The 17,689-nt window shown below is 69.5% G+C and carries 19 protein-coding genes and 1 tRNA gene; 8 read left to right on the top strand and 12 right to left on the bottom strand.

Annotated features, from left to right (window positions below; all coding sequences use genetic code 11):
- Positions 1 to 153: 153 nt before the first annotated feature.
- The 7 genes from ACH34Q_RS39170 to ACH34Q_RS39200 form a co-directional block, all read right to left on the bottom strand.
- Complete coding sequence (locus tag ACH34Q_RS39170; RefSeq protein WP_395988253.1) at positions 154 to 1,083, bottom strand: NADP-dependent oxidoreductase; 930 nt, start codon at positions 1,081 to 1,083, stop codon at positions 154 to 156.
- Between the two features lie 36 nt (positions 1,084 to 1,119).
- On the bottom strand, positions 1,120 to 1,755 hold the full coding sequence (locus ACH34Q_RS39175) for an SDR family NAD(P)-dependent oxidoreductase (RefSeq protein ID WP_395988334.1): 636 nt from the start codon (positions 1,753 to 1,755) through the stop codon (positions 1,120 to 1,122).
- A gap of 160 nt (positions 1,756 to 1,915) precedes the next feature.
- Positions 1,916 to 2,161, bottom strand: coding sequence for an alpha/beta fold hydrolase (locus ACH34Q_RS39180; RefSeq protein WP_395988254.1), 246 nt, complete (start codon positions 2,159 to 2,161; stop codon positions 1,916 to 1,918).
- Positions 2,162 to 2,176: 15 nt separating this feature from the next.
- On the bottom strand, positions 2,177 to 2,299 hold the full coding sequence (locus tag ACH34Q_RS39185; protein ID WP_395988255.1) for a hypothetical protein: 123 nt from the start codon (positions 2,297 to 2,299) through the stop codon (positions 2,177 to 2,179).
- Positions 2,300 to 2,320: 21 nt separating this feature from the next.
- A complete protein-coding gene (locus tag ACH34Q_RS39190) occupies positions 2,321 to 2,449 on the bottom strand; it encodes a hypothetical protein (RefSeq protein WP_395988256.1) in 129 nt (42 codons plus the stop codon).
- Between the two features lie 166 nt (positions 2,450 to 2,615).
- Entirely contained in the window at positions 2,616 to 3,935 is a 1,320-nt protein-coding gene (locus ACH34Q_RS39195) for an FAD-binding oxidoreductase (protein WP_395988257.1), read from the bottom strand.
- On the bottom strand, positions 3,932 to 4,831 hold the full coding sequence (locus ACH34Q_RS39200) for an LLM class flavin-dependent oxidoreductase (protein WP_395988258.1): 900 nt from the start codon (positions 4,829 to 4,831) through the stop codon (positions 3,932 to 3,934). Before ACH34Q_RS39200 ends, ACH34Q_RS39195 begins: the two co-directional genes overlap by 4 nt.
- Before the next feature lie 65 nt (positions 4,832 to 4,896).
- On the opposite strand from ACH34Q_RS39200, the gene ACH34Q_RS39205 reads away from it, so the two are divergent.
- Complete coding sequence (locus ACH34Q_RS39205) at positions 4,897 to 5,253, top strand: winged helix-turn-helix transcriptional regulator (RefSeq protein WP_395988259.1); 357 nt, start codon at positions 4,897 to 4,899, stop codon at positions 5,251 to 5,253.
- 512 nt (positions 5,254 to 5,765) lie between these two features.
- On the opposite strand, the gene ACH34Q_RS39210 is transcribed toward ACH34Q_RS39205, so the two are convergent.
- Positions 5,766 to 5,848, bottom strand: a tRNA-Leu gene (locus ACH34Q_RS39210).
- A gap of 127 nt (positions 5,849 to 5,975) precedes the next feature.
- Between ACH34Q_RS39210 and ACH34Q_RS39215 the strand changes: the two genes are divergently transcribed.
- From ACH34Q_RS39215 to pknB, 7 genes are all read left to right on the top strand, one after another.
- The gene (locus tag ACH34Q_RS39215) at positions 5,976 to 6,728 is read left to right on the top strand and encodes a DUF3662 and FHA domain-containing protein (protein ID WP_366618524.1); all 753 of its coding nucleotides are present in this window, start codon (positions 5,976 to 5,978) and stop codon (positions 6,726 to 6,728) included.
- A gap of 11 nt (positions 6,729 to 6,739) precedes the next feature.
- Positions 6,740 to 7,216, top strand: a complete 477-nt coding sequence (locus ACH34Q_RS39220; protein ID WP_395988260.1) for an FHA domain-containing protein — start codon at positions 6,740 to 6,742, stop codon at positions 7,214 to 7,216.
- Positions 7,213 to 8,793 carry a protein phosphatase 2C domain-containing protein gene (locus tag ACH34Q_RS39225; protein WP_395988261.1) on the top strand — a complete coding sequence of 527 codons (1,581 nt, stop codon included), beginning with the start codon at positions 7,213 to 7,215 and terminating at the stop codon, positions 8,791 to 8,793. Before ACH34Q_RS39220 ends, ACH34Q_RS39225 begins: the two co-directional genes overlap by 4 nt.
- Entirely contained in the window at positions 8,794 to 10,377 is a 1,584-nt protein-coding gene (locus tag ACH34Q_RS39230) for an FtsW/RodA/SpoVE family cell cycle protein (RefSeq protein WP_395988262.1), read from the top strand. It begins immediately after the preceding gene.
- Between the two features lie 99 nt (positions 10,378 to 10,476).
- Positions 10,477 to 11,952: a peptidoglycan D,D-transpeptidase FtsI family protein gene (locus ACH34Q_RS39235; protein ID WP_395988263.1), complete on the top strand. Its 1,476-nt coding sequence runs from the start codon at positions 10,477 to 10,479 to the stop codon at positions 11,950 to 11,952.
- Entirely contained in the window at positions 11,949 to 13,544 is a 1,596-nt protein-coding gene (locus ACH34Q_RS39240) for a serine/threonine-protein kinase (protein WP_395988264.1), read from the top strand. Before ACH34Q_RS39235 ends, ACH34Q_RS39240 begins: the two co-directional genes overlap by 4 nt.
- A 22-nt stretch (positions 13,545 to 13,566) precedes the next feature.
- Positions 13,567 to 15,357, top strand: a complete 1,791-nt coding sequence (gene pknB, locus ACH34Q_RS39245) for a Stk1 family PASTA domain-containing Ser/Thr kinase (RefSeq protein ID WP_395988265.1) — start codon at positions 13,567 to 13,569, stop codon at positions 15,355 to 15,357.
- 130 nt (positions 15,358 to 15,487) lie between these two features.
- Here the strand turns inward: pknB and ACH34Q_RS39250 are convergent, their stop codons facing one another.
- From ACH34Q_RS39250 to ACH34Q_RS39265, 4 genes are read right to left on the bottom strand one after another with little or no spacing between them, the layout of a single operon-like run.
- Complete coding sequence (locus ACH34Q_RS39250) at positions 15,488 to 16,135, bottom strand: anthranilate synthase component II (RefSeq protein WP_395988266.1); 648 nt, start codon at positions 16,133 to 16,135, stop codon at positions 15,488 to 15,490.
- Between the two features lie 5 nt (positions 16,136 to 16,140).
- The gene (locus ACH34Q_RS39255) at positions 16,141 to 16,317 is read right to left on the bottom strand and encodes a hypothetical protein (protein WP_395988267.1); all 177 of its coding nucleotides are present in this window, start codon (positions 16,315 to 16,317) and stop codon (positions 16,141 to 16,143) included.
- A gap of 10 nt (positions 16,318 to 16,327) precedes the next feature.
- Positions 16,328 to 16,960: a class E sortase gene (locus ACH34Q_RS39260; RefSeq protein ID WP_395988268.1), complete on the bottom strand. Its 633-nt coding sequence runs from the start codon at positions 16,958 to 16,960 to the stop codon at positions 16,328 to 16,330.
- Between the two features lie 15 nt (positions 16,961 to 16,975).
- The gene (locus ACH34Q_RS39265) at positions 16,976 to 17,641 is read right to left on the bottom strand and encodes a DUF881 domain-containing protein (protein WP_395988269.1); all 666 of its coding nucleotides are present in this window, start codon (positions 17,639 to 17,641) and stop codon (positions 16,976 to 16,978) included.
- Positions 17,642 to 17,689 lie beyond the last annotated feature (48 nt).

Raw genomic sequence — 17,689 nt, forward strand, 5'->3', positions numbered from 1 at the left:
GCCGGGACCGCCTTGGCGATCTCCTGCGCACCGGACATGCCTTCAGCGGTGACGAGCCCGGTGGCATCGGCGTTGAACGTGTTGGAGATGTCGATGATGAACTTGCCGGCCAGTGCATCCCCGTACTGGGCGACGACCGGCACGGCGCTGCCTTCAAGGGACCAGGACGATCTTGCCCCGGACATGGCCGCCCGCAAGCTGATCGAAGGCCTTGTGGACCTCGGCCAGCGGGTAGGTCGCGGCGATCGGGATCTCCAGGTCGCCGGCGGCGATCAGGTCGGCCAGTTCGGCAAGCACCGCAGCGCCGGAGCTGACGCCGGCCTCGTAAGCCTCGAACTTGACGCCGTGCGTCTGCACCGCGTCGAACCGTACGATCGTGTTGAACCGCCCGGGTGCGACGCCCAGGTCGTCGAGCGCAATCTCGACGTAGTCCGCGCCCTGAGTGTCGATGAACGCGTCGATCCTGCCGTACACCGCCGCGGCCCGGATCCGGTCGGCCACGCCCGGTCCGTAGGTCACCGGGGTCACGCCGTGCGCAGTCAGCCAGTCGTGGTTGTACTCGCTCGCGAGGCCGATCACAGTCGCCCCGGCCCGCACGGCGAGCTGGACCGCGATCGAGCCGACCCCGCCGGCCGCCCCCGCCACGACCACCGTGTCCCCTGCGGCCGGCTCCACGGCACGGACGGCCGCCCAGGCGGTGAGCCCCGCGGACGCGAGCGCGCCTGCGGCTTCCCACGTCACACCGGCGGGCTTCGGGATCAGGTGGTCCGCCTCCGCGACCACGTACTGCGCCTGGCTCGACAGCGGATCCACCCAGCCGATCACCTCATCGCCAGCGGCGACCTCGGTAACGCCCTCGCCCACCGACGCCACTATCCCGGCCAGGTCGTGGCCCTGCCCCGTCGGGAACGTCACGGGATACACCGCCTGCATGAGGCCTTCCCGGGTGTGAGCCTCGCCGGGGTTGAGGCCTGCCGCCTTGACTCGCACCAGCGCCTGGCCGGGGCCGGGTGACGGGGACGGGACGTCCTCTACCCGCAGGACGTCAACGCCGCCGTACTGGTTGTATCGCACTGCCTTCATATCCGTGGTCTCCTCACGTTTGCCTACGACCGAACGCTAGGCACCAGTCGTGTGAGCGGGGGTCACCTGATTGGTGTGATTGATCGTGCCCGGCACGCGTCGAAAGGTGATCAGCCGGCCGCGCGGCGAAGCCACCGGCTCAATCCGCTCGACCCCGGGACCGCCCGCTGCGGAATCACATCGAACGTGCGAGAGGGTCACGCCGTCATTGGTCATCCGAACGGGTTCGTGCCCCACCGGGTCACGTCCCAGAGCTCGCCCTATCTCTTCGGGGCGGCCCATCGTTCCGCGGGGGATGAGGGACTCGAACGCGGACCTGGTCGCCTCGTCGAACAGTTCTTCCTGCTTGGCGGTGCCAACCTGGCCCGGGGTCAGGACATTGACCCGGATCCTGCGTTCGCGCAGCTCGTTGAGCCAGACGCGGGCCCAGGCCTGCTGGACGGCCTTGCTTCCCGCGTACAGGCTCCAGCCGGGAAAGGCGCCGAGGGAGGCGTTGGATCCGGTCATGAAGACCGAGCCGTTGTCGTTGATCAGCGGCAGTGCCTTCTGCACGGTGAACAGGGTGCCGCGCGCGTTGAGCCAGAAGGCGCGGTGGAACTGCTCCTGCCGCCGGGCCAGGATGAAGACGTACGCTCCCTCCTCCACGAACAGCTTGGCCCCGGCCAACGCCATCCCGGTGGACCCGCCGGTGATCACCGCTACCCTGCCATCGAGCTTTCCCACGATCACTCCGTTGGATTGATGGGTGTCCGGATCAGCTCGGAGATGACGGGAGTGGTCGGTGTGGTCATCGGTCGCTCCTGTCGCTCGTGGGTGTACGGGATGCGGCTGGTCATGACCGGGTGATGTGCTTGACCGCCTGGGTCGCGGTCGCGGCGGTACGGATGTGGCCGGCGACGGCTGCCGGTTGCGACAGCGCGACCGCGTGTGACCCGTCGACCTCGATGGTGTCCGCGCCGGCGCGCTGGGCCATGTGACGCTGGGCGGCGGGGTGGATCGCCTGGTCGGCGGTCGCTACGACGTACCAGGACGGCAGGGTCTTCCAGCCCGCGTCAGGGGAGCTCTCCTCGAACGCCACGGCGGCGATGGGGCGCTATGCCACAGCCGCCACCGCGGTGAAACGGTCGGGCAGGTCCGCGGCGAACACCGCGGCGCCGGCCAGTTCGGCGGTGGCCAGCAGCCAGAGCCTGTCAACAGGGAATCCTGCGGTCTGCATGACCCTGATCTGGGCGGGGTCCTAGCGGAGCTTGCCGGTGGCCGAGAACACCAGGAGCGCGGCGAGGGCGGCGGACACGACGATGGGGGCGATGAACATGGACAGTCCTTGGGCATGTCGAAAAGAGGTGGTGATCTGAGAGGTGGGCACCGAAGCTGTGAGGCATTGAGGTGCGTCGAGGAGGGTGTGCCATCCGGTGGCGCGGGTCTAAATCGGCGCCGTCGATGATGAGCGTGTGGGCGGCCCTGTACCGGCGGCCGGTTCGAGCACCTGGGAGTCGGTGGCCTGCCTTATGCGGCCTGGGTCGGCGGGGCGGCTACGGGACTGGAGTCCACAGGGCTTGGAAGGTGCCTTCGGGGTCGTAGTGCTTCCAGAGTCGGGTGACGCGGTGGCCTGTCTCCCCGGGGTAGATGCGTGCGAAAGTCTGGTCATCGGGGCGGCTTTCGAACCCGAGGTAGGCGCCTTCGATCCGTCCGGCGAGGGGCTTCCAGGCCGCGTCGAGTTCGGCGCCGTGTTGGGGCGGGAACACCGAGGCGACGACCAGGGTGCTGTGGTGGCGGTGTGCGAAGGCGGTGCCCTCGGCGGGCATGTCGTTGACCGCTCCGCCCAGGGACCGCAGCTGGATCAAGGTCTGCTGCGGTCCGGTCGCGGCGGCGGTGAGCGCCGCCGCGGTCTCGGCGGTCATGGTGGTGAGCAGGCCGTTGGTGGTGATGCTGGGCTGCTGTCCGGTGTTGGCGTGCAGGTGTGCGGTGGGGACCAGCGCGGGGTAGGGGACCAGTTGTGCCTGTTGCTGCAGGAGGCAGTCGCCGATGGTCAGGAGCGGCTCGATGGCCCGGCGGATCAGGGGCTCGCTGTCGTCGGCGACCACCGCGGTGATGGACGCGACCAGCGAGGACCCGTAGGGCAGCAGGGTGACGGCGGTGGACAGTTCGCGCGGGGCGGCGGCCATGTGGTCGGCCCACTGCCGCAGCGCCCGGCCCTCCGGGTCGACCTGCACGGCGATCTGGGCGAATCCGACGTCGCCGAGCTCCAATGCCTCGATCTCCAAGGCCACCACGATGCCCACTCCGGCGCCGGCGCCGCGCACGGCCCACAGCAGGTCCGGCTCGTGGTCGGCGTCGGCGCGGACGAGTGTCCCGTCGGCCAGCACCACCTCGGCGGCGCGGATGTGGTCGATGGTCAGGCCGTAGCGGCGGACCAGCCAGCCGATGCCGCCCGCGGAGGCCAGGCCGCCGACGCCGACGTTGCCGTGGTCGCCGGAGCTGATCGCCAGACCGTGGGGGGCCAGCGCTTGGGCGACCTGGGCCCAGCGCGCACCGGTCTCCACCCGCACGATGCGGGTGCGGCGGTCCAAAACCTCGACGCGGTCCAGGGCCGACAGGTCGATGACCACGCCGTCATCGTTGGAGGAACGTCCCGACAGGCCGTGCCCGCCGCTGCGCACCGCCAAAGGCAGGCCCGACTCGCGGGCGAAGCGCACCGCGGTGGCCACCTCGGCGGGAGTCTCGGGCAGCAGCACCGCCGCCGGGCGGGCCGCGGTGGTGTAGGTGGAGCGCAGCAGCCCGTACCGCCGGTCCCCAGGAAGAACGATCTTGTCTTGGAGCTCGCACGGGGGCGTGGACAATTGCGCGGTCATCGCCGCCCCCGGATCTGGTCGACCTGCTCCCGCACGGCGGGAACGACTTCGTTCATGAACAGTTGCAGCTGAGTGTGGTGCGCGGCCACCGGCCAGAACACGAAGGTGTCGAAACCCAGCTCCACCGCCCATTCGGTAAGGGTGTCGGCCCAGTGCCGTACGTCGCCCGCCAGGCCAGGGACCCCGTGCGCGGCACCGATGCCGCCGATCACGTTGTAGATGCGGCGGATGTCGCCCGGCTCGCGCCCGGCCGCGCGCGCCGCCTCGTCGATGCTCTTCTGCTTGGCGGGGACCTCGGCCGGGGGGACGTAGATGTTGAGCGGGGAGATCCAGCCGTCGCTGAAGGCTCCGGTGACCGCGAGCATCCGAGGGCCCTGAGCGCCCAGCCACAGCGGAACCGGTGCGGCAGGCACTGGCCCGGCTGTGTAGCCCTCGATCGCGTACTGGTCGCTTTGCAGGCGTACCGCGCCGCCGCGCAGAGCGGCATGCATGACCTGCAGCGCCTCCCGGGTGTAGTCGACCATTGCGCGGCCGTCGCGGCGGATACCGCCCATGCTGGCGATACCGTCCGAGAACGCTCCGCCTCCCACCCCGAGCACGATCCGGCCGCCGGTGATCGCATCGAGGGAGGCGGCGGCCTTGGCCAGCATGGTCGGCGGGCGCAACTGGAGGTCGGCGACGTCGGTGAACAGGGAGATGCGCTCAGTCTCGGTGGCCAGATGGGTGATCAGCGTCCATGCGTCCAGGTGCCCGGGCTGGTAGGGGTGGTCCTGCACGGCCAGGTAGTCCAGGCCGCCGGCGGCCGCGGCCGAGGCCTGCCGCCTGGTCTCGGCCAGCCGGTCAGCGCCGGGGTCCAGACTCAGCCCGAAAGTGATCGGTTTTCCGTAGTCGGTCATGACATCAATCCTCCGCAGAGCGGACAAAACAAGCAAACGCCGTATTAGTCGCTTATACTTAGTAAGTGGCTATCGAATCGTTGCGTCCTGTTGGTCGACCCGGCGGCCTGACCATCCATGAACCGAGCTGCCGTAGCTTCCAGGGGATCCTCGAGCTGGTCGGGCTGCGTGGTGCCCGCCGTTTCGGCGAGTACCGCCTGTCGGTGCCGGGGGTCTCTGACCGGCTGCTGGCCCAGCGCCTCAAGGAGCTCCAGACCGCGGGCCTGATCTCGCGCACGGTGATTCCTTCCACCCCGGTGCAGATCCGCTATGAGCTCTCCGCCGACGGGCAGGAGCTGATGTCGGTCCTGCAGCCCTTGGTGGACTGGAGCTACCGTCACAGCGCGCCCGGCGCGGACGACGGCTCCGCCACCCCCAACTGACACCGCCAGCCTCACCGGTCCCGGGGCCACTCAGACCTGAACAGGTCTGCGCGGCAGCGCGGCACCCCTGGAGACCGGAAATGATCCAGATACCTTCAGCCTGGCGTTGGCGGAACGCGCACCGCGCGGCCGCCGAACGGGTGACGACGAGGGCAGCCCGCAGGAACTGACGGCGTTCCTCACCCTCACCCGCCAGGGCGACGCCATGGTCGCGCAGACCCTCGCGGTGTGGGCGGATGCCCCTGGGCTCCCGGACGCCCAAACGCCAACTCAACAACGTCGCCTGACCAGTAACCAGCATCCGCACGCCCAGCGCCGGTTGCACCGCGCCTCAACATCGGCGTTCGTATGCCCACCCGCCCCCAAGATGCCCGGTTTCACTATGGACGGGGCCGGCGCAGATGCGATCATGGCCCGCCCAGGCCACCCCGAACGCAGATCAGCCCCCATGCTTGTCGCATGGGGGCTGATTCCGTCACTGTTAGAGGAGGACTTGCGTCACTACCCCGAAGTGGGCGAGGAGGGATTTGAACCCTCACGTCCTTTCGGACACACGGACCTGAACCGTGCGCGTCTGCCGTTCCGCCACCCGCCCGGGTGAGCGTCCCCTCTCGGGGTGCTCAAAAAGGCTAGCACGGTCGGAGCAGTGGTTAGGTGGCCAGATACTCCGAACGAACCTTCGCACCGATACGATCGTCTACCAGTGGGGAAGGGAGGTGCCCGTGGGCGTCATTCAGCGCTTCGAGCGACGGCTCGAAGGCATGGTCGAAGGAGCCTTCGCCCGGGCCTTCAAGTCGGAGCTGCAGCCGGTCGAGGTGGCCAGTGCTGTGCAGCGCGAGATGGATGACCGGGCCGCGATCGTTGCGCAGGGACGCACCCTGGTGCCGAACGACTTCGTCGTCGAGATCTCCCAGCAGGACGGGCAGCGGCTGCAGGTGTACGCCGACAGCCTGAGCCAGGAGCTGGCGAATCTCGCGCGGGAGTACGCGAAGGAACAGGGGTACTCCTTCGTCGGGCCGGTGCGCGTTCGGTTCGAGAACGCCGGCGATCTGGCCACGGGCATGTTCCGTATCCGGTCCGGTGTGATCCGCGGGTCGACGGTCGAGGGCGGGGAGATCCGCCAGCCGGTCAGCGACGTTCCGCAGAGCCGGGGCGGCGTGTTCGGCGGCCATCCGCGACTGCTGGTCACGACGGCGGTCGAAGGAGGCGACGCGACGCAACGCACCTATGAGATCAATACCCCCGTCACGCTGCTCGGCCGCGGGACGGACTGCGACCTGCGACTTGTCGACCCGGGCGTCTCCCGGCATCATGCCGAGATCCGCGTAGAAGGTCCCGAAATCGCTCTCGTCGATCTAGGGTCGACCAACGGCTCATTCGTGAACGGTCAACCGATCAGGCGGGTCACCCTCGTCGACGGTTCCCGGGTCACGATGGGCCGGACGACACTCGTCTTCCGCCGCGATAGGGAGTAACCCCGACTCCGATGTCCCCATTCACCCTCACGCTGATCAAGCTGGCGTTCCTCGCGGTGCTCTGGCTCTTCGTCATCGCGGCCGTCGGCGTGATCAGGGCCGACATGTTCGGCTCGAAGGCCGCCGGCCGCGCGGCCCAGCCGAAGCCCGCCAAGGCGGGCAAACAGCCAAAGGCGCAGCGGGCACCGCAGCGCAGCGCCCCGACCAAGCTGGTGGTCGTCCAGGGCGAACGGGCGGGCACCGTCATCGACCTCACCGGGGTCCCGATCACCGTGGGTCGTGCGAACGATTCCACGCTGGTGGTGACCGACGACTACGCTTCGACCCGGCATGCCCGCATTTACGCGCAGGACGGTCAGTGGATCGTGGAAGATCTCGGCTCCACCAACGGGACGTTCCTGGGCCGTACGAAGGTGTCCCGCCCCATGCCGGTGCCCCCGGGAGTACCGGTCCGCATCGGTAAGACCGTGATCGAGCTGCGCAAATGACTCTGGGAATCCGCTACGCCGCGCGCTCCGATGTCGGCATGCTGCGCGAGGGAAACGAGGACTCGGCGTACGCGGGCGCGCATCTGCTCGCGGTCGCCGACGGGATGGGCGGCCATGTCGGCGGCGAGATCGCCAGCGCCGCCGCCATCTCCGAACTCCGCAAGCTCGACCATGACCTGCCCGCGCCCGAACTGCTCGCCGCACTGGAGCACACGGTCAAGGCGGCCAATGACAACCTGCACCGGATCGTGGAGTCGGATCCGGCGCTGCAGGGCATGGGCACGACCCTGACCGCGATGCTGTGGGCGGGCAACCAGGTCGCGCTGGTCCACATCGGCGACTCGCGCGCCTATCTGCTGCGCGACGGCAGCCTGTTCCAGATCACCCACGACCACACGCTGGTGCAGTCGCTGGTGGACGAGGGACGGATCAGCCCCGACGAGGCCGCCTCGCATCCGCAGCGCTCGCTGCTGCTGCGCGCCCTCGACGGGCGCGGCGAGGTCGATCCCGACCTGTCGCTGCGCGAGGGCAAGGCGGGCGATCGCTACCTGCTGTGCTCAGACGGGCTGTCCGGTGTGGTCACCGCGGAGACGATCTTCCAGGTGCTGACCGACATCGACGATCCCGAGCAGGCGGTCCGGCAGCTGATCGACCTGGCCAACCGGGGCGGCGGTCCCGACAACATCACGTGCGTGGTGGCCGACGTCGTCGAGCTCGGCCAGCAGCCTCCCGCGGCGCCCCCCGGGCACGCGGTGGGCGCGGCGGCCAACTCGCGTCCGGCCGACTCGCCCGGTGGCCCGGGCGCCGCGGCCGTTCCCGCCGACACCCCGGCCGGACGGGCCGCGCAGCTGCGCGACACGATGCCGCAGCCGCCGGTGGTGGTCGACGAGATGCCGCCGCCGCAGCCGTACCCGATGAACGATCCGCGGTCCGCGCCGCCGCAGCCGGGGGCGATGGCCCAGCCCGCCGCCGCGCCGCGCCAGGCGGGCGGCGGTGTCCGCAAGTGGGCATGGCTGATCGGTGTCGTCGGGGTGGTGGTGGTCGGTGTGGCCGCCGTCGGGGTCTTCACGGTGCAGAGCATGAAGAGCGGCTACTACGTCGGCGCGGAGGGCGGCAAGGTCGTCCTCTTCCGCGGCACCACGCAGGAGATCCCGCTGCTCGACATGTCCGAGCCGGCCCCGGCCGCGGAGCAGCTCAACCCTCCGATCCTGGTGGCCGATCTACCGGAGACCAGCCAGCGGCGGGTCAAGGACACCTACACGGTGTCGTCCAAGGACAAGATCAAGGAACTGAACGGGGTCGTCTGCAGGTACGTCCTCACCCCCGAGCGCGGCAAGGTCGTCGTCGTCAAGGGCAAGGACCGGCAGGACTGCAAGCAGGGCAAGGCCAAGGAGAGCGATCTCGCGCTGGCCGAGCTGCCCGACAGCGACGCTGCCGCCATCCAGGACGGCAAGCGGGCGTTCATCGGGCTGCCGGCGGCCGAGGCCGAACTCGCCAAGCTCGGCCAGCGCAGGGACGCGTGCAAGGGCGACCAGACGGAGATCAAGGACTGCCCATCCGCTGGGGGGCGATCGTAAGTGAGTTCGGTCGGGGAGCAGATCCGGGCGCAGATTCCGTTCCAGCGGCGAAACGCGGCCTCGCTGGCGTTGCTGATCTTCGCGATGGTGCTGACGCTGGCGGCGATCGCCGAGGTCGGGCTGGCCCGTGACGGCAAGATCCCGGCCGGGCTGTTCGTCTACGGCGGCGGCCTGGCCGTGCTGTCGTTCATCGCGTTCTTCGCGCAGACGAGGTTCGCCCCGTACGCCGATCCGCTGCTGCTGCCGCTGGCGGTGGCGCTGAACGGCATCGGCCTGGCCACGATCTACCGGCTGGACCTGGACACCAGCGTGGACAAGCAGCCCGCGCTGCTGGACGGCACCGCGGCCAAGGACGCCGCCGACGCGCCGTCCCAGCTGATGTGGACCTTCGTCGGGATCATGCTGTTCGTCGCCGCGGTGTTCATCATGCGCGAGACCGACAAGACCGACGCCAAGCTGTCGTTCACGCCCAAGACCGCGCAGCGCTACACCTACCTGATCGGGCTGGGCGCGATCATCCTGCTGCTGCTGCCGATCGTGCCCGGCATCGGCCGGCAGATCAACGGCGCCCGGGTATGGATCTCGATCGGCGGGTTCTCGGTGCAGCCGGGCGAGTTCGCCAAGCTGCTGCTGGTGGTGTTCTTCGCCGGCTACCTGGTCAACAAGCGGCAGGCGATGTCGCTGATCGGCAAGAAGATCGGCCCGTTCAGCCTGCCCCGGGGCCGCGACCTCGGCCCGATCATGATCATCTGGATCTTCTGCCTCGGCGTGCTGTTCGTCCAGAAGGACCTGGGCACCGCGCTGCTGTACTTCGGCCTGTTCGTGTCGATGCTCTATATCGCCACCCAGCGGGTCTCGTGGGTCCTGATCGGGGTCGGCCTGCTGGCGGTCGGCATCTTCGTCGCCACGCTGCTGCCGTTCATGGGCCACGTCAACCAGCGGATCGACATCTGGCAGAACCCAAAGCCGTACTTCGACGGCGGCTGCCTGCTGGAGAGCGGCCGGGTCGTCCCGGTCAACCCCGACACCGAGATCTTCAAGCGGATGGCCGCCGCGGGCAAGCTCTCGCCCGGCCTGTCGGCGTGTGCCGAGCTCGGCGGCGAGTACTCCGACAGCGCCCAGCTGATGAAGGGCCTGTACGCGCTCGGCCAGGGCGGCGTGCTCGGTACGGGGCTCGGCCAGGGCGAGCCGTGGAAGACCCCGCTGTCGTTCAGCGACTTCATCTTCGACTCGATAGGCGAGGAACTCGGGCTCACCGGGTTGATGGCGTTGCTGCTGATATACGCGCTGATCGTGCAGCGCGGCATGAAGACCGCCATCGCCGCACGAGATCCGTTCCTGAAACTGTTCGCGGGGGGTGTGTCGTTCGTCCTCGCGCTGCAGGTGTTCGTCATCGTCGGAGGTGTCACCAAGCTGATCCCGCTCACCGGCCTGACGACACCGTTCCTGTCCCAGGGCGGTTCCTCGCTGATGGCGAACTGGATCCTCATCGCGATCCTGGTACGGATGAGCCACGACGCGCGCAAGCCGGCGCCGCAGGCCATCCAGGACGAGGGCATGACGCAGGTCGTGAGCCTGCGATGACCCGCCGACGCGCGACCGAGCGGCGCGCCACCGAACCGAGCGCGACCGAACGACGCGTTCTCCAGACATGACCATGGGCGCCGAGGGGAGCGAGACACCATGAACATGGACAAGCCGCTGCGCCGGGTCGCGATCTTCGCACTCCTGCTGTTCTTCGGGCTGATGGCCCAGGTGAACTACGTGCAGGGCAGCCAGGCGGAGGCGCTGCGAACCGACGACAACAACGCCCGGCAGTACGCCGACGTGTTCAACTCGCCGCGCGGTCAGATCACCGCCGGTGGGCAGGTGCTGGCCAAGTCGGACCTGACCGGCAAGGACAACCCCAAGTACGGCCGTTCGTACAAGGACGGGCTGATCTACTCGCCCGCCACCGGGTTCTTCAACGGCGGCGCCTCCAAGGTCGAGATGGCCTACAACTCGCTGCTCGGCGGCAAGGACAAGCGGATCACCCAGCAGCGCTGGTTCGACTCGTTCATCGGTAAGAAGGCCGAGGGCGCCAACGTCGAGCTGGCGCTCAACCCGAAGGCGCAGGCGCTCGCGTACTCCCGGCTCAAGGGCAGCACGTCCCGGCGCGCCGGTGCCGCGGTGATCGACATCGAGACCGGCGCGATCGTGGTGCTGGCGTCCTTCCCCTCGTTCGACCCGAACGAGGTCGCCCCGCAGACGGGGCTCAAGGGCGGCAAGCGGCTCGAGGAGCTGGAGAACAAGCCCGGCGTGATCAAGCCGCTGATCGACAACGCGATGAGCCAGACGTTCCCGCCCGGCTCGACGTTCAAGACGGTGACGGCCGCCATCGCGATGGAGCAGATGAACCTCACCAGCGGCAGCACGGTCAACACCGGCGCGCTGGTCCTGCCCGAGTCCAACCGGCCGCTGCCCAACTCGCACGACACCGGCCAGTGCGCCGGTCAGGCCCCGCTGCGCGGCGCGTTCGCCGAGTCCTGCAACACCACGTTCGCCAAGCTGGCGATGGACATGGGCATCGAGCGGCTCAACCAGGGCGCCAGCAAGTTCGGTTTCAACAAGCGGGTGGAGGTCGAGCCCGACCTGTTCGCCGCCGAGAGCGACGTCCCGGTCTCGATCAAGAACGCCCAGGGCGAGACCGTCGAGACCGGCCAGGACGGCACCGCCCGTTCCGGTATCGGCCAGGAGAACGTGCGCTCCACCCCGCTGCAGATGGCGATGGTCGCCTCGGCGGTCGCCAACGACGGCAAGATCATGAAGCCGTACCTCGTGCAGAAGGTCAGGGCCCAGGACCAGAGCGAGCTCTACAACGCCGATCCGGTCCAGTTCTCGCAGGCGATCAAGCAGGACACCGCCGACCAGCTGGCCGACATGATGCGGGCCGTGGTCACCGAGGGCACCGCCAAGAACCTGGCGCAGTTCAACATCGCCGGTAAGACCGGTACCGCCGAGCAGGGCCCCGGCAACCCCAACGCCCGCTGGTTCGCCGGGTTCGCGCCGATGGACAAGCCGAAGTACGCGTTCGCCGTCGTGACCGAGGGCGCGGGCAGCGGTGGCGAGGCCGCCGGCCCGGTGGCCGGCGCGATCATGCAGGCGGTGCTGCGCAAGTGAGCCATGGCCTCGTCCTGAACGACCGGTACCGGCTGGTGGAACGGCTGGCCACCGGCGGGATGGGCGAGGTCTGGCGGGCCGCCGACCAGGCGCTGGCGCGGGCCGTCGCGGTGAAGCTGCTGCGGCCCGAGCTGATGTCGGACGCCGCGGCCTGCGAACGGTTCCGTTCCGAGGCCAGGTTCGCCGCGGCGCTGCGGCACGAGGGCATCGCCCAGGTGTACGACGTCGGGGCCCAGGAGGGCCGGTCGTACCTGGTGATGGAGCTGGTCGAGGGCGAGCCGCTGGAGGAGATCATCGCCCGGGCGGGCGCGCTGCCGCCGGCGGCGGTGCTGGACCTGATCGCCCAGGCCGGGCGGGCCCTGGCCGCCGCGCACGAGGCGGGCATCGTGCACCGCGACGTCAAGCCCGCCAACCTGATGGTGACCGGCGGCGGTACCGTCAAGATCACCGACTTCGGGATCGCGCGCCGGCTGGCGGCGGCCGTGTCGCAGACCCAGACCGGCATGGTCATGGGCACGGCCTACTACATCTCGCCCGAGCAGGCCTCCGGCCAGGACATCACCTCCTCCGCCGATCTCTACTCGCTGGGCGTGGTGGCGTACGAGTGCCTGACCGGGCACGTCCCGTTCGACGGCGACACCCCGGTGGCGGTGGCGCTGCGGCACGTCCGGGAGGCACCGGCGCCGCTGCCCGAGCAGGTCCCGGCCCCGGTCCGTGATCTGGTGTACGAGCTGCTGGCCAAGCTTCCCGACGGACGGCCCGCCGACGCGGTGGAGACCGCCGAACGGGCGCTGGACATCCGGGACAAGGCCGGAATAGTCGGTCCCGGCCTGCGCCGCTGGACGAGCCGGATCGGCGGCAGGCCCATCCCGGGCCTTCCCGCCGGCGGCCGGCCCGCCGAGCCGGGCGAGAGGCAAAATTCCGGTCAAGGGCGTTGGTGGGCTTCCGGGGGGAGCCTGGCGGACGCCTCACCGGTGGCGATGACCGAACGGCTGCCGATACCGGGCCGTTCAGAACATAACGATCCCGGCACGGGCGGGCCTTCCGGGGCCGCCGGCGAATCTCCGGGCGAATTGCCGGAATTTGACGTGAAACGCAGTGCGGATAGCCTCGCTTCGGAGGATCCCACCCAAGGGACCCCCGCCGGGGACGGGACCGCGCGACGGCGCACGGCACTCACCTATGCTTCGGTAGCGGCCGGGACACTATTGCTCGGCGTCATCGTGGTGGGCACAATGTGGCGGGGCCTCGGCACCACCGAGCCCCTCCGGGAGAACCAGGAGAGGCTCCCGGCCGTACAACCGGGCGAGGAGGACCGCGCCCGGCACCTCCCGGCCGATCCGGCGACGCGTTCCATCGAGCGCCGCGACCGGGAGACCAGGCCCTCCCCTACTCGCGACCGTCGCACGTCAACGCCCCGGTACCCCCGTGCGTCCCCTTCACAGAAGCCAACCAGGAAACCGCCCAGGGCCACCCCCAGCGCCCCAGATCCAACACCGAGCCCGACGGAGAGCACCACGACTCCGTCAACTCCGACCCCGGATCCCTCGCCCACCGACAGCGGGGAACTAGGTTCAGAGGACAAGGTGTAGAGGTACGAGGGAAAGTGCACATATGAGTCAACCTCGGCTGCTCGGCGGCCGCTACGAGCTCGATATCGTGATCGGGCGCGGCGGCATGGCCGAGGTCTACCGTGCCCGTGACCTGCGCCTCGATCGCGTGGTCGCGGTCAAGACCCTGCGTTCCGACCTGGCGCGCGACCCCACGTTCCAAGCCCGGTTCCGGCGGGAGGCGCAGTCCGCGGCCTCGCTGAACCACCCCTCCGTCATCGCCGTGTACGACACCGGCGAGGACGTCGTCGGCGACACCCCGATCCCGTACATCGTCATGGAGTACGTGGACGGCAGCACGCTGCGCGATCTTCTCCGGGAGAACCGCGCGCTGATGCCGGACAAGGCCCTGGAGATCACCGACGGGATCCTGCTGGCGCTGGACTACAGCCATCGCGGCGGCATCGTGCACCGCGACATCAAGCCCGCGAACGTGATGCTGACCCGCAATCACGAGGTCAAGGTCATGGACTTCGGCATCGCGCGGGCGATGGCCGACTCCGCCGCGACCATGACGCAGACCGCCCAGGTGATCGGCACCGCCCAGTACCTCTCGCCCGAGCAGGCCAGGGGCGAGCGGGTGGACGCCCGCAGCGACATCTACTCCACCGGCTGCGTGCTGTACGAACTGCTGACCGGGCAGCCGCCGTTCACCGGCGACTCCCCGGTGGCGATCGCCTACCAGCACGTCCGGGAGGAGCCGGTCCCGCCGTCCCAGGTGGATCCGGAGATCCCGCACTGGGCCGACGCCATGGTGCTGAAGGCGATGGCCAAGGACGCCGACCACCGCTACCAGAACTCCACCGAGTTCCGGCAGGACATCCAGCGGGTCCTGCAGGGCCAGCCGGTGTCGTCCACAGCGGCCTCGACCATGCTGATGGGCGGCGGGCAGCCGCAGGGCACCCAGGTCATGGGCTCCGTTCCGGGCCGGACGATGCAGCGTCCCGGCGGCAACGGCTACGACCTGCCGCCGGTCCACTATGACGACCGGATGCCCGAGCGTCGCGGCGGCGGCAACGGCAAGAAGGCCGCCCTCTGGGTGGCGCTCGCCGTGCTGTTCATCGGCGGCGCCGGCCTGATCGGCTGGGCCATGTCGGGCGGCGGCGGCGACGACAAGGTCGCCGTTCCCAGCGCGATCGTGAACGTGTCACAGGACGATGCCCGTGCCGAGCTGCAGAAGGTCGGGCTCGAGGTCGGCGGCGTGACCGAGGACTGGAACGACGAGGTCAAGGAAGGCCACGTCATCAGCACCGACCCGGCACCCGGTGCCAGTGTCGCCAAGGGGACCGCGGTCAAACTCGTCGTCTCCAAGGGCAAGAAGCCACCGGCTCTGGTCGAGGTCCCGAACGTGACCGGCAAGCCCTACGCCGTGGCCAAGCAACTGCTGGAGGCCAGGGGATTCGACGTCAAGCGCGATACGCAGACCGACGACAACGTGCCGCGCAACACCGTCATCCGCAGCGACCCGGGCGGCGGCCAGAAGGTCACCAAGGGCTCGGACGTGACGATCGTGGTGTCGAGCGGGCCCAGCACCATCAAGGTGCCCGACCTGTTCAACACCAGCCAGCGCTCGGCCTGCGGCCAGCTCAACCAGCTCGGGCTCAAGTGCAACGTGCAGCGCGGTCTGGCGCCGCCCGACAAGATGGTCTCTCCCGGCCAGGTCTTCGCCCAGCAGCCCGGCCCGGACGCGACCGTCGCGCCCGGCGACACGATCACCATCCAGGTCGCGCAGAAGCCCTCGCCCACGCCGAGCCCGCCGACTCCCAGCATCCCCGGATTCCCGGACAACGGCTGATCCCCACCTGAACGAACGAACGGGCCCCGACTCTCGCGAGGAGAGCCGGGGCCCGTTTCGGCTTCAGGGCATGAAAGAGGGCCTCCGCCACTCGGGGGCAATGGCGGAAGCCCTCACAATGAACTTCGGATCATGGAGCGAAAGTGTTACGTGTTCCACCAAGTTTTTTCGTGGCGGTCCGGCGAACGGGCCGCCACGAGCCCTCCCGTACCGTAGAAGCGCAGGTCATGAGCCAGTTCTGGAGCAATGCGTGCCCGTGGTCCGACAAGACGGATTCGGGGTGGAACTGAACCCCCTCCAGCGGGCGGAAGCGGTGCCGCAGCCCCATCACCACCCCGTCCTCGGTACGGGCGGTGACCTCCAGGACCGGCGGGACGGTCTCCGGCAGCACGGCGAGCGAGTGGTAGCGCGTCGCCGTGAACGGTACGGGCAGCCCCGCGAAGACGCCGCGGCCGTCATGGTGGATCGGGCTCGTGGACCCGTGCACGATCTCCGGTGCCCGGGCCACGGCCGCCCCGTACACGTGCCCCAGGACCTGGTGGCCGAGGCAGACGCCGAGCACCGGCAGGGTCGCGTCCCGTACGAGATCCAGGCAGACCCCCGCGTCGGCCGGATGCCCTGGGCCGGGGCTCACCAGGATGCCGTCCACGCCCGGGACGTCGCGGGCGGCCACGACGTCCGACCGGTCCCTGACCACGCAGTCGGCGCCCAGCTCCCGCAGGTACTGGACGATCGTGAACACGAAGCTGTCGTGGTTGTCCACGACCAGGACGCGCATGCCGGTCAGCTTCGGCCGGGGGACGGCGAGTCGACCACGCCGTGATCGAACTGCATCTTGGGCTCCAGCCACGGGAAGACCCCGTACCAGAGCAGGGCGACGACGGCCAGCGCGAGGCCGACGGCCACCGCGGCCTTGACCGGCGGGCCGCCGGGCAGCCGGCGCCATATCCACGCGTACATGGGGGGTCTCCTAGCTCTTGACGCTGCCGGCGCGGGGGATCGCGGACGACAGCTCTCCGAAGACGACGAGCCGTTCCGCCGCGGAGTACTCGGGGTGGCAGGTCGTCAGGGTGATCAGCGGCTCGGTGGGCTCGGCCTTGATCCGCATCGGGACGGGCGCGGTCACCTCGACCGCCGTCGGCTCGACGATCTTGCGTCCGGTGACCCGGTAGACGTACTGCTTCTCGCGGGTGTCGATGAGGATCTCGTCACCCTTGCGCAGCTCGCCGACCCGGTTGAAGGGCGCCGAATAGGTCGTCCGGTGCCCCGACACCACGAAGTTGCCGACCTGGCCCGGCATCGCACTGCCCGGGTAGTGGCCCGGCCCCTTGCGCAGATCCGACTGCTTGACGCCCTCGACCACCACGTACCGGTACTTCTTCCCGAACCGGGGGATACGGATCGTGGCGAGCCCCTCGCCCAGGTTCACCTTCTCGTTCGTGACCTTGGACGACTGCCACGCCTTCGTGAGGTCCTCGCTCAGCTGATCCTGCTGCGCCTGCGTGTACCGGCCGGTCCCCCACAGCCCGTAGGTCACGAACAGGAGCAGGACGAGCCCGGCCGTGATGCACAGCTCGCCCAGGCCACGGATGACCACCCGCACCGCGCGTCCTCCCTGTCAGGCACCCTCGTCCGGCACCGTCGCGTACTTCATCGTCACGTTCGCGGTGTACGCCGGCAGCGTCGCCCGGTCCGCGGTGCGTACCGCGTAGCCGAGCCCGTACTCGCGCACGTACCTCTTGTAGACCGAGATCCCGGGAGAGGCCCGCAGCGCGCCGCGCAGCCGTTCCGGGTCCCCGACCGCGGTGATCTTGAACGGCGGCGAGTAGACGACCCCCTGCAAGATCAGCGTATTCCCCACACACCGCACCGCGCTGGTCGAGATCACCCGCTGGTCCATGATCTGCATACCGGTCGCACCGCCCGCCCACAAGGCGTTCACGACAGCCTGCACGTCCACCTCGTGCACCACCAGGTCATCGGGATTCGCCCCGGGGGGCCGCCGCGAAGCATCGTCGAGCGTGACCCGTACCGCCGAGCCCTTGAGCGGAGCGAACCCGGCCCGTACCGCCAGGGCGTCCGCCCGGCCCCGCGCCTCCGCCACCCGCGCGTCGTGCCGCCCGGCCTGCCGCGCCTTCGCGTCGACCTCACTCCGGAGCCGCCGGTAGTCTGCCCGCGTATGGCGTGCACGGCGCTGCTCGGCGCCGATCAGCTCGGTGAGCCGGGTCCGTCCCTCCTCGCGCAGGTCGGTACCGCGGGCCGTGCTCGCGCTCGCCGCGAACAACGTTCCCGCAAGAAGCGTGAGGGCTGGGATAATGCTTCCCCACGCCGA

Source organism: Actinomadura sp. 9N407 (assembly GCF_044326315.1).
Lineage (GTDB): Bacteria > Actinomycetota > Actinomycetes > Streptosporangiales > Streptosporangiaceae > Spirillospora.

What these genes read in the sequence shown, in the direction of transcription:
- ACH34Q_RS39170 (WP_395988253.1), bottom strand. Translation starts at nt 1,083, where the DNA reads ATGAAGGCAGTGCGATACAACCAGTACGGCGGCGTTGACGTCCTGCGG.
- ACH34Q_RS39175 (WP_395988334.1), bottom strand. Translation starts at nt 1,755, where the DNA reads ATGGCGTTGGCCGGGGCCAAGCTGTTCGTGGAGGAGGGAGCGTACGTC.
- ACH34Q_RS39185 (WP_395988255.1), bottom strand. Translation starts at nt 2,299, where the DNA reads ATGCAGACCGCAGGATTCCCTGTTGACAGGCTCTGGCTGCTGGCCACC.
- ACH34Q_RS39195 (WP_395988257.1), bottom strand. Translation starts at nt 3,935, where the DNA reads ATGACCGCGCAATTGTCCACGCCCCCGTGCGAGCTCCAAGACAAGATC.
- ACH34Q_RS39200 (WP_395988258.1), bottom strand. Translation starts at nt 4,831, where the DNA reads ATGACCGACTACGGAAAACCGATCACTTTCGGGCTGAGTCTGGACCCC.
- ACH34Q_RS39220 (WP_395988260.1), top strand. Translation starts at nt 6,740, where the DNA reads ATGTCCCCATTCACCCTCACGCTGATCAAGCTGGCGTTCCTCGCGGTG.
- ACH34Q_RS39225 (WP_395988261.1), top strand. Translation starts at nt 7,213, where the DNA reads ATGACTCTGGGAATCCGCTACGCCGCGCGCTCCGATGTCGGCATGCTG.
- ACH34Q_RS39235 (WP_395988263.1), top strand. Translation starts at nt 10,477, where the DNA reads ATGAACATGGACAAGCCGCTGCGCCGGGTCGCGATCTTCGCACTCCTG.
- pknB (WP_395988265.1), top strand. Translation starts at nt 13,567, where the DNA reads ATGAGTCAACCTCGGCTGCTCGGCGGCCGCTACGAGCTCGATATCGTG.
- ACH34Q_RS39250 (WP_395988266.1), bottom strand. Translation starts at nt 16,135, where the DNA reads ATGCGCGTCCTGGTCGTGGACAACCACGACAGCTTCGTGTTCACGATC.
- ACH34Q_RS39255 (WP_395988267.1), bottom strand. Translation starts at nt 16,317, where the DNA reads ATGTACGCGTGGATATGGCGCCGGCTGCCCGGCGGCCCGCCGGTCAAG.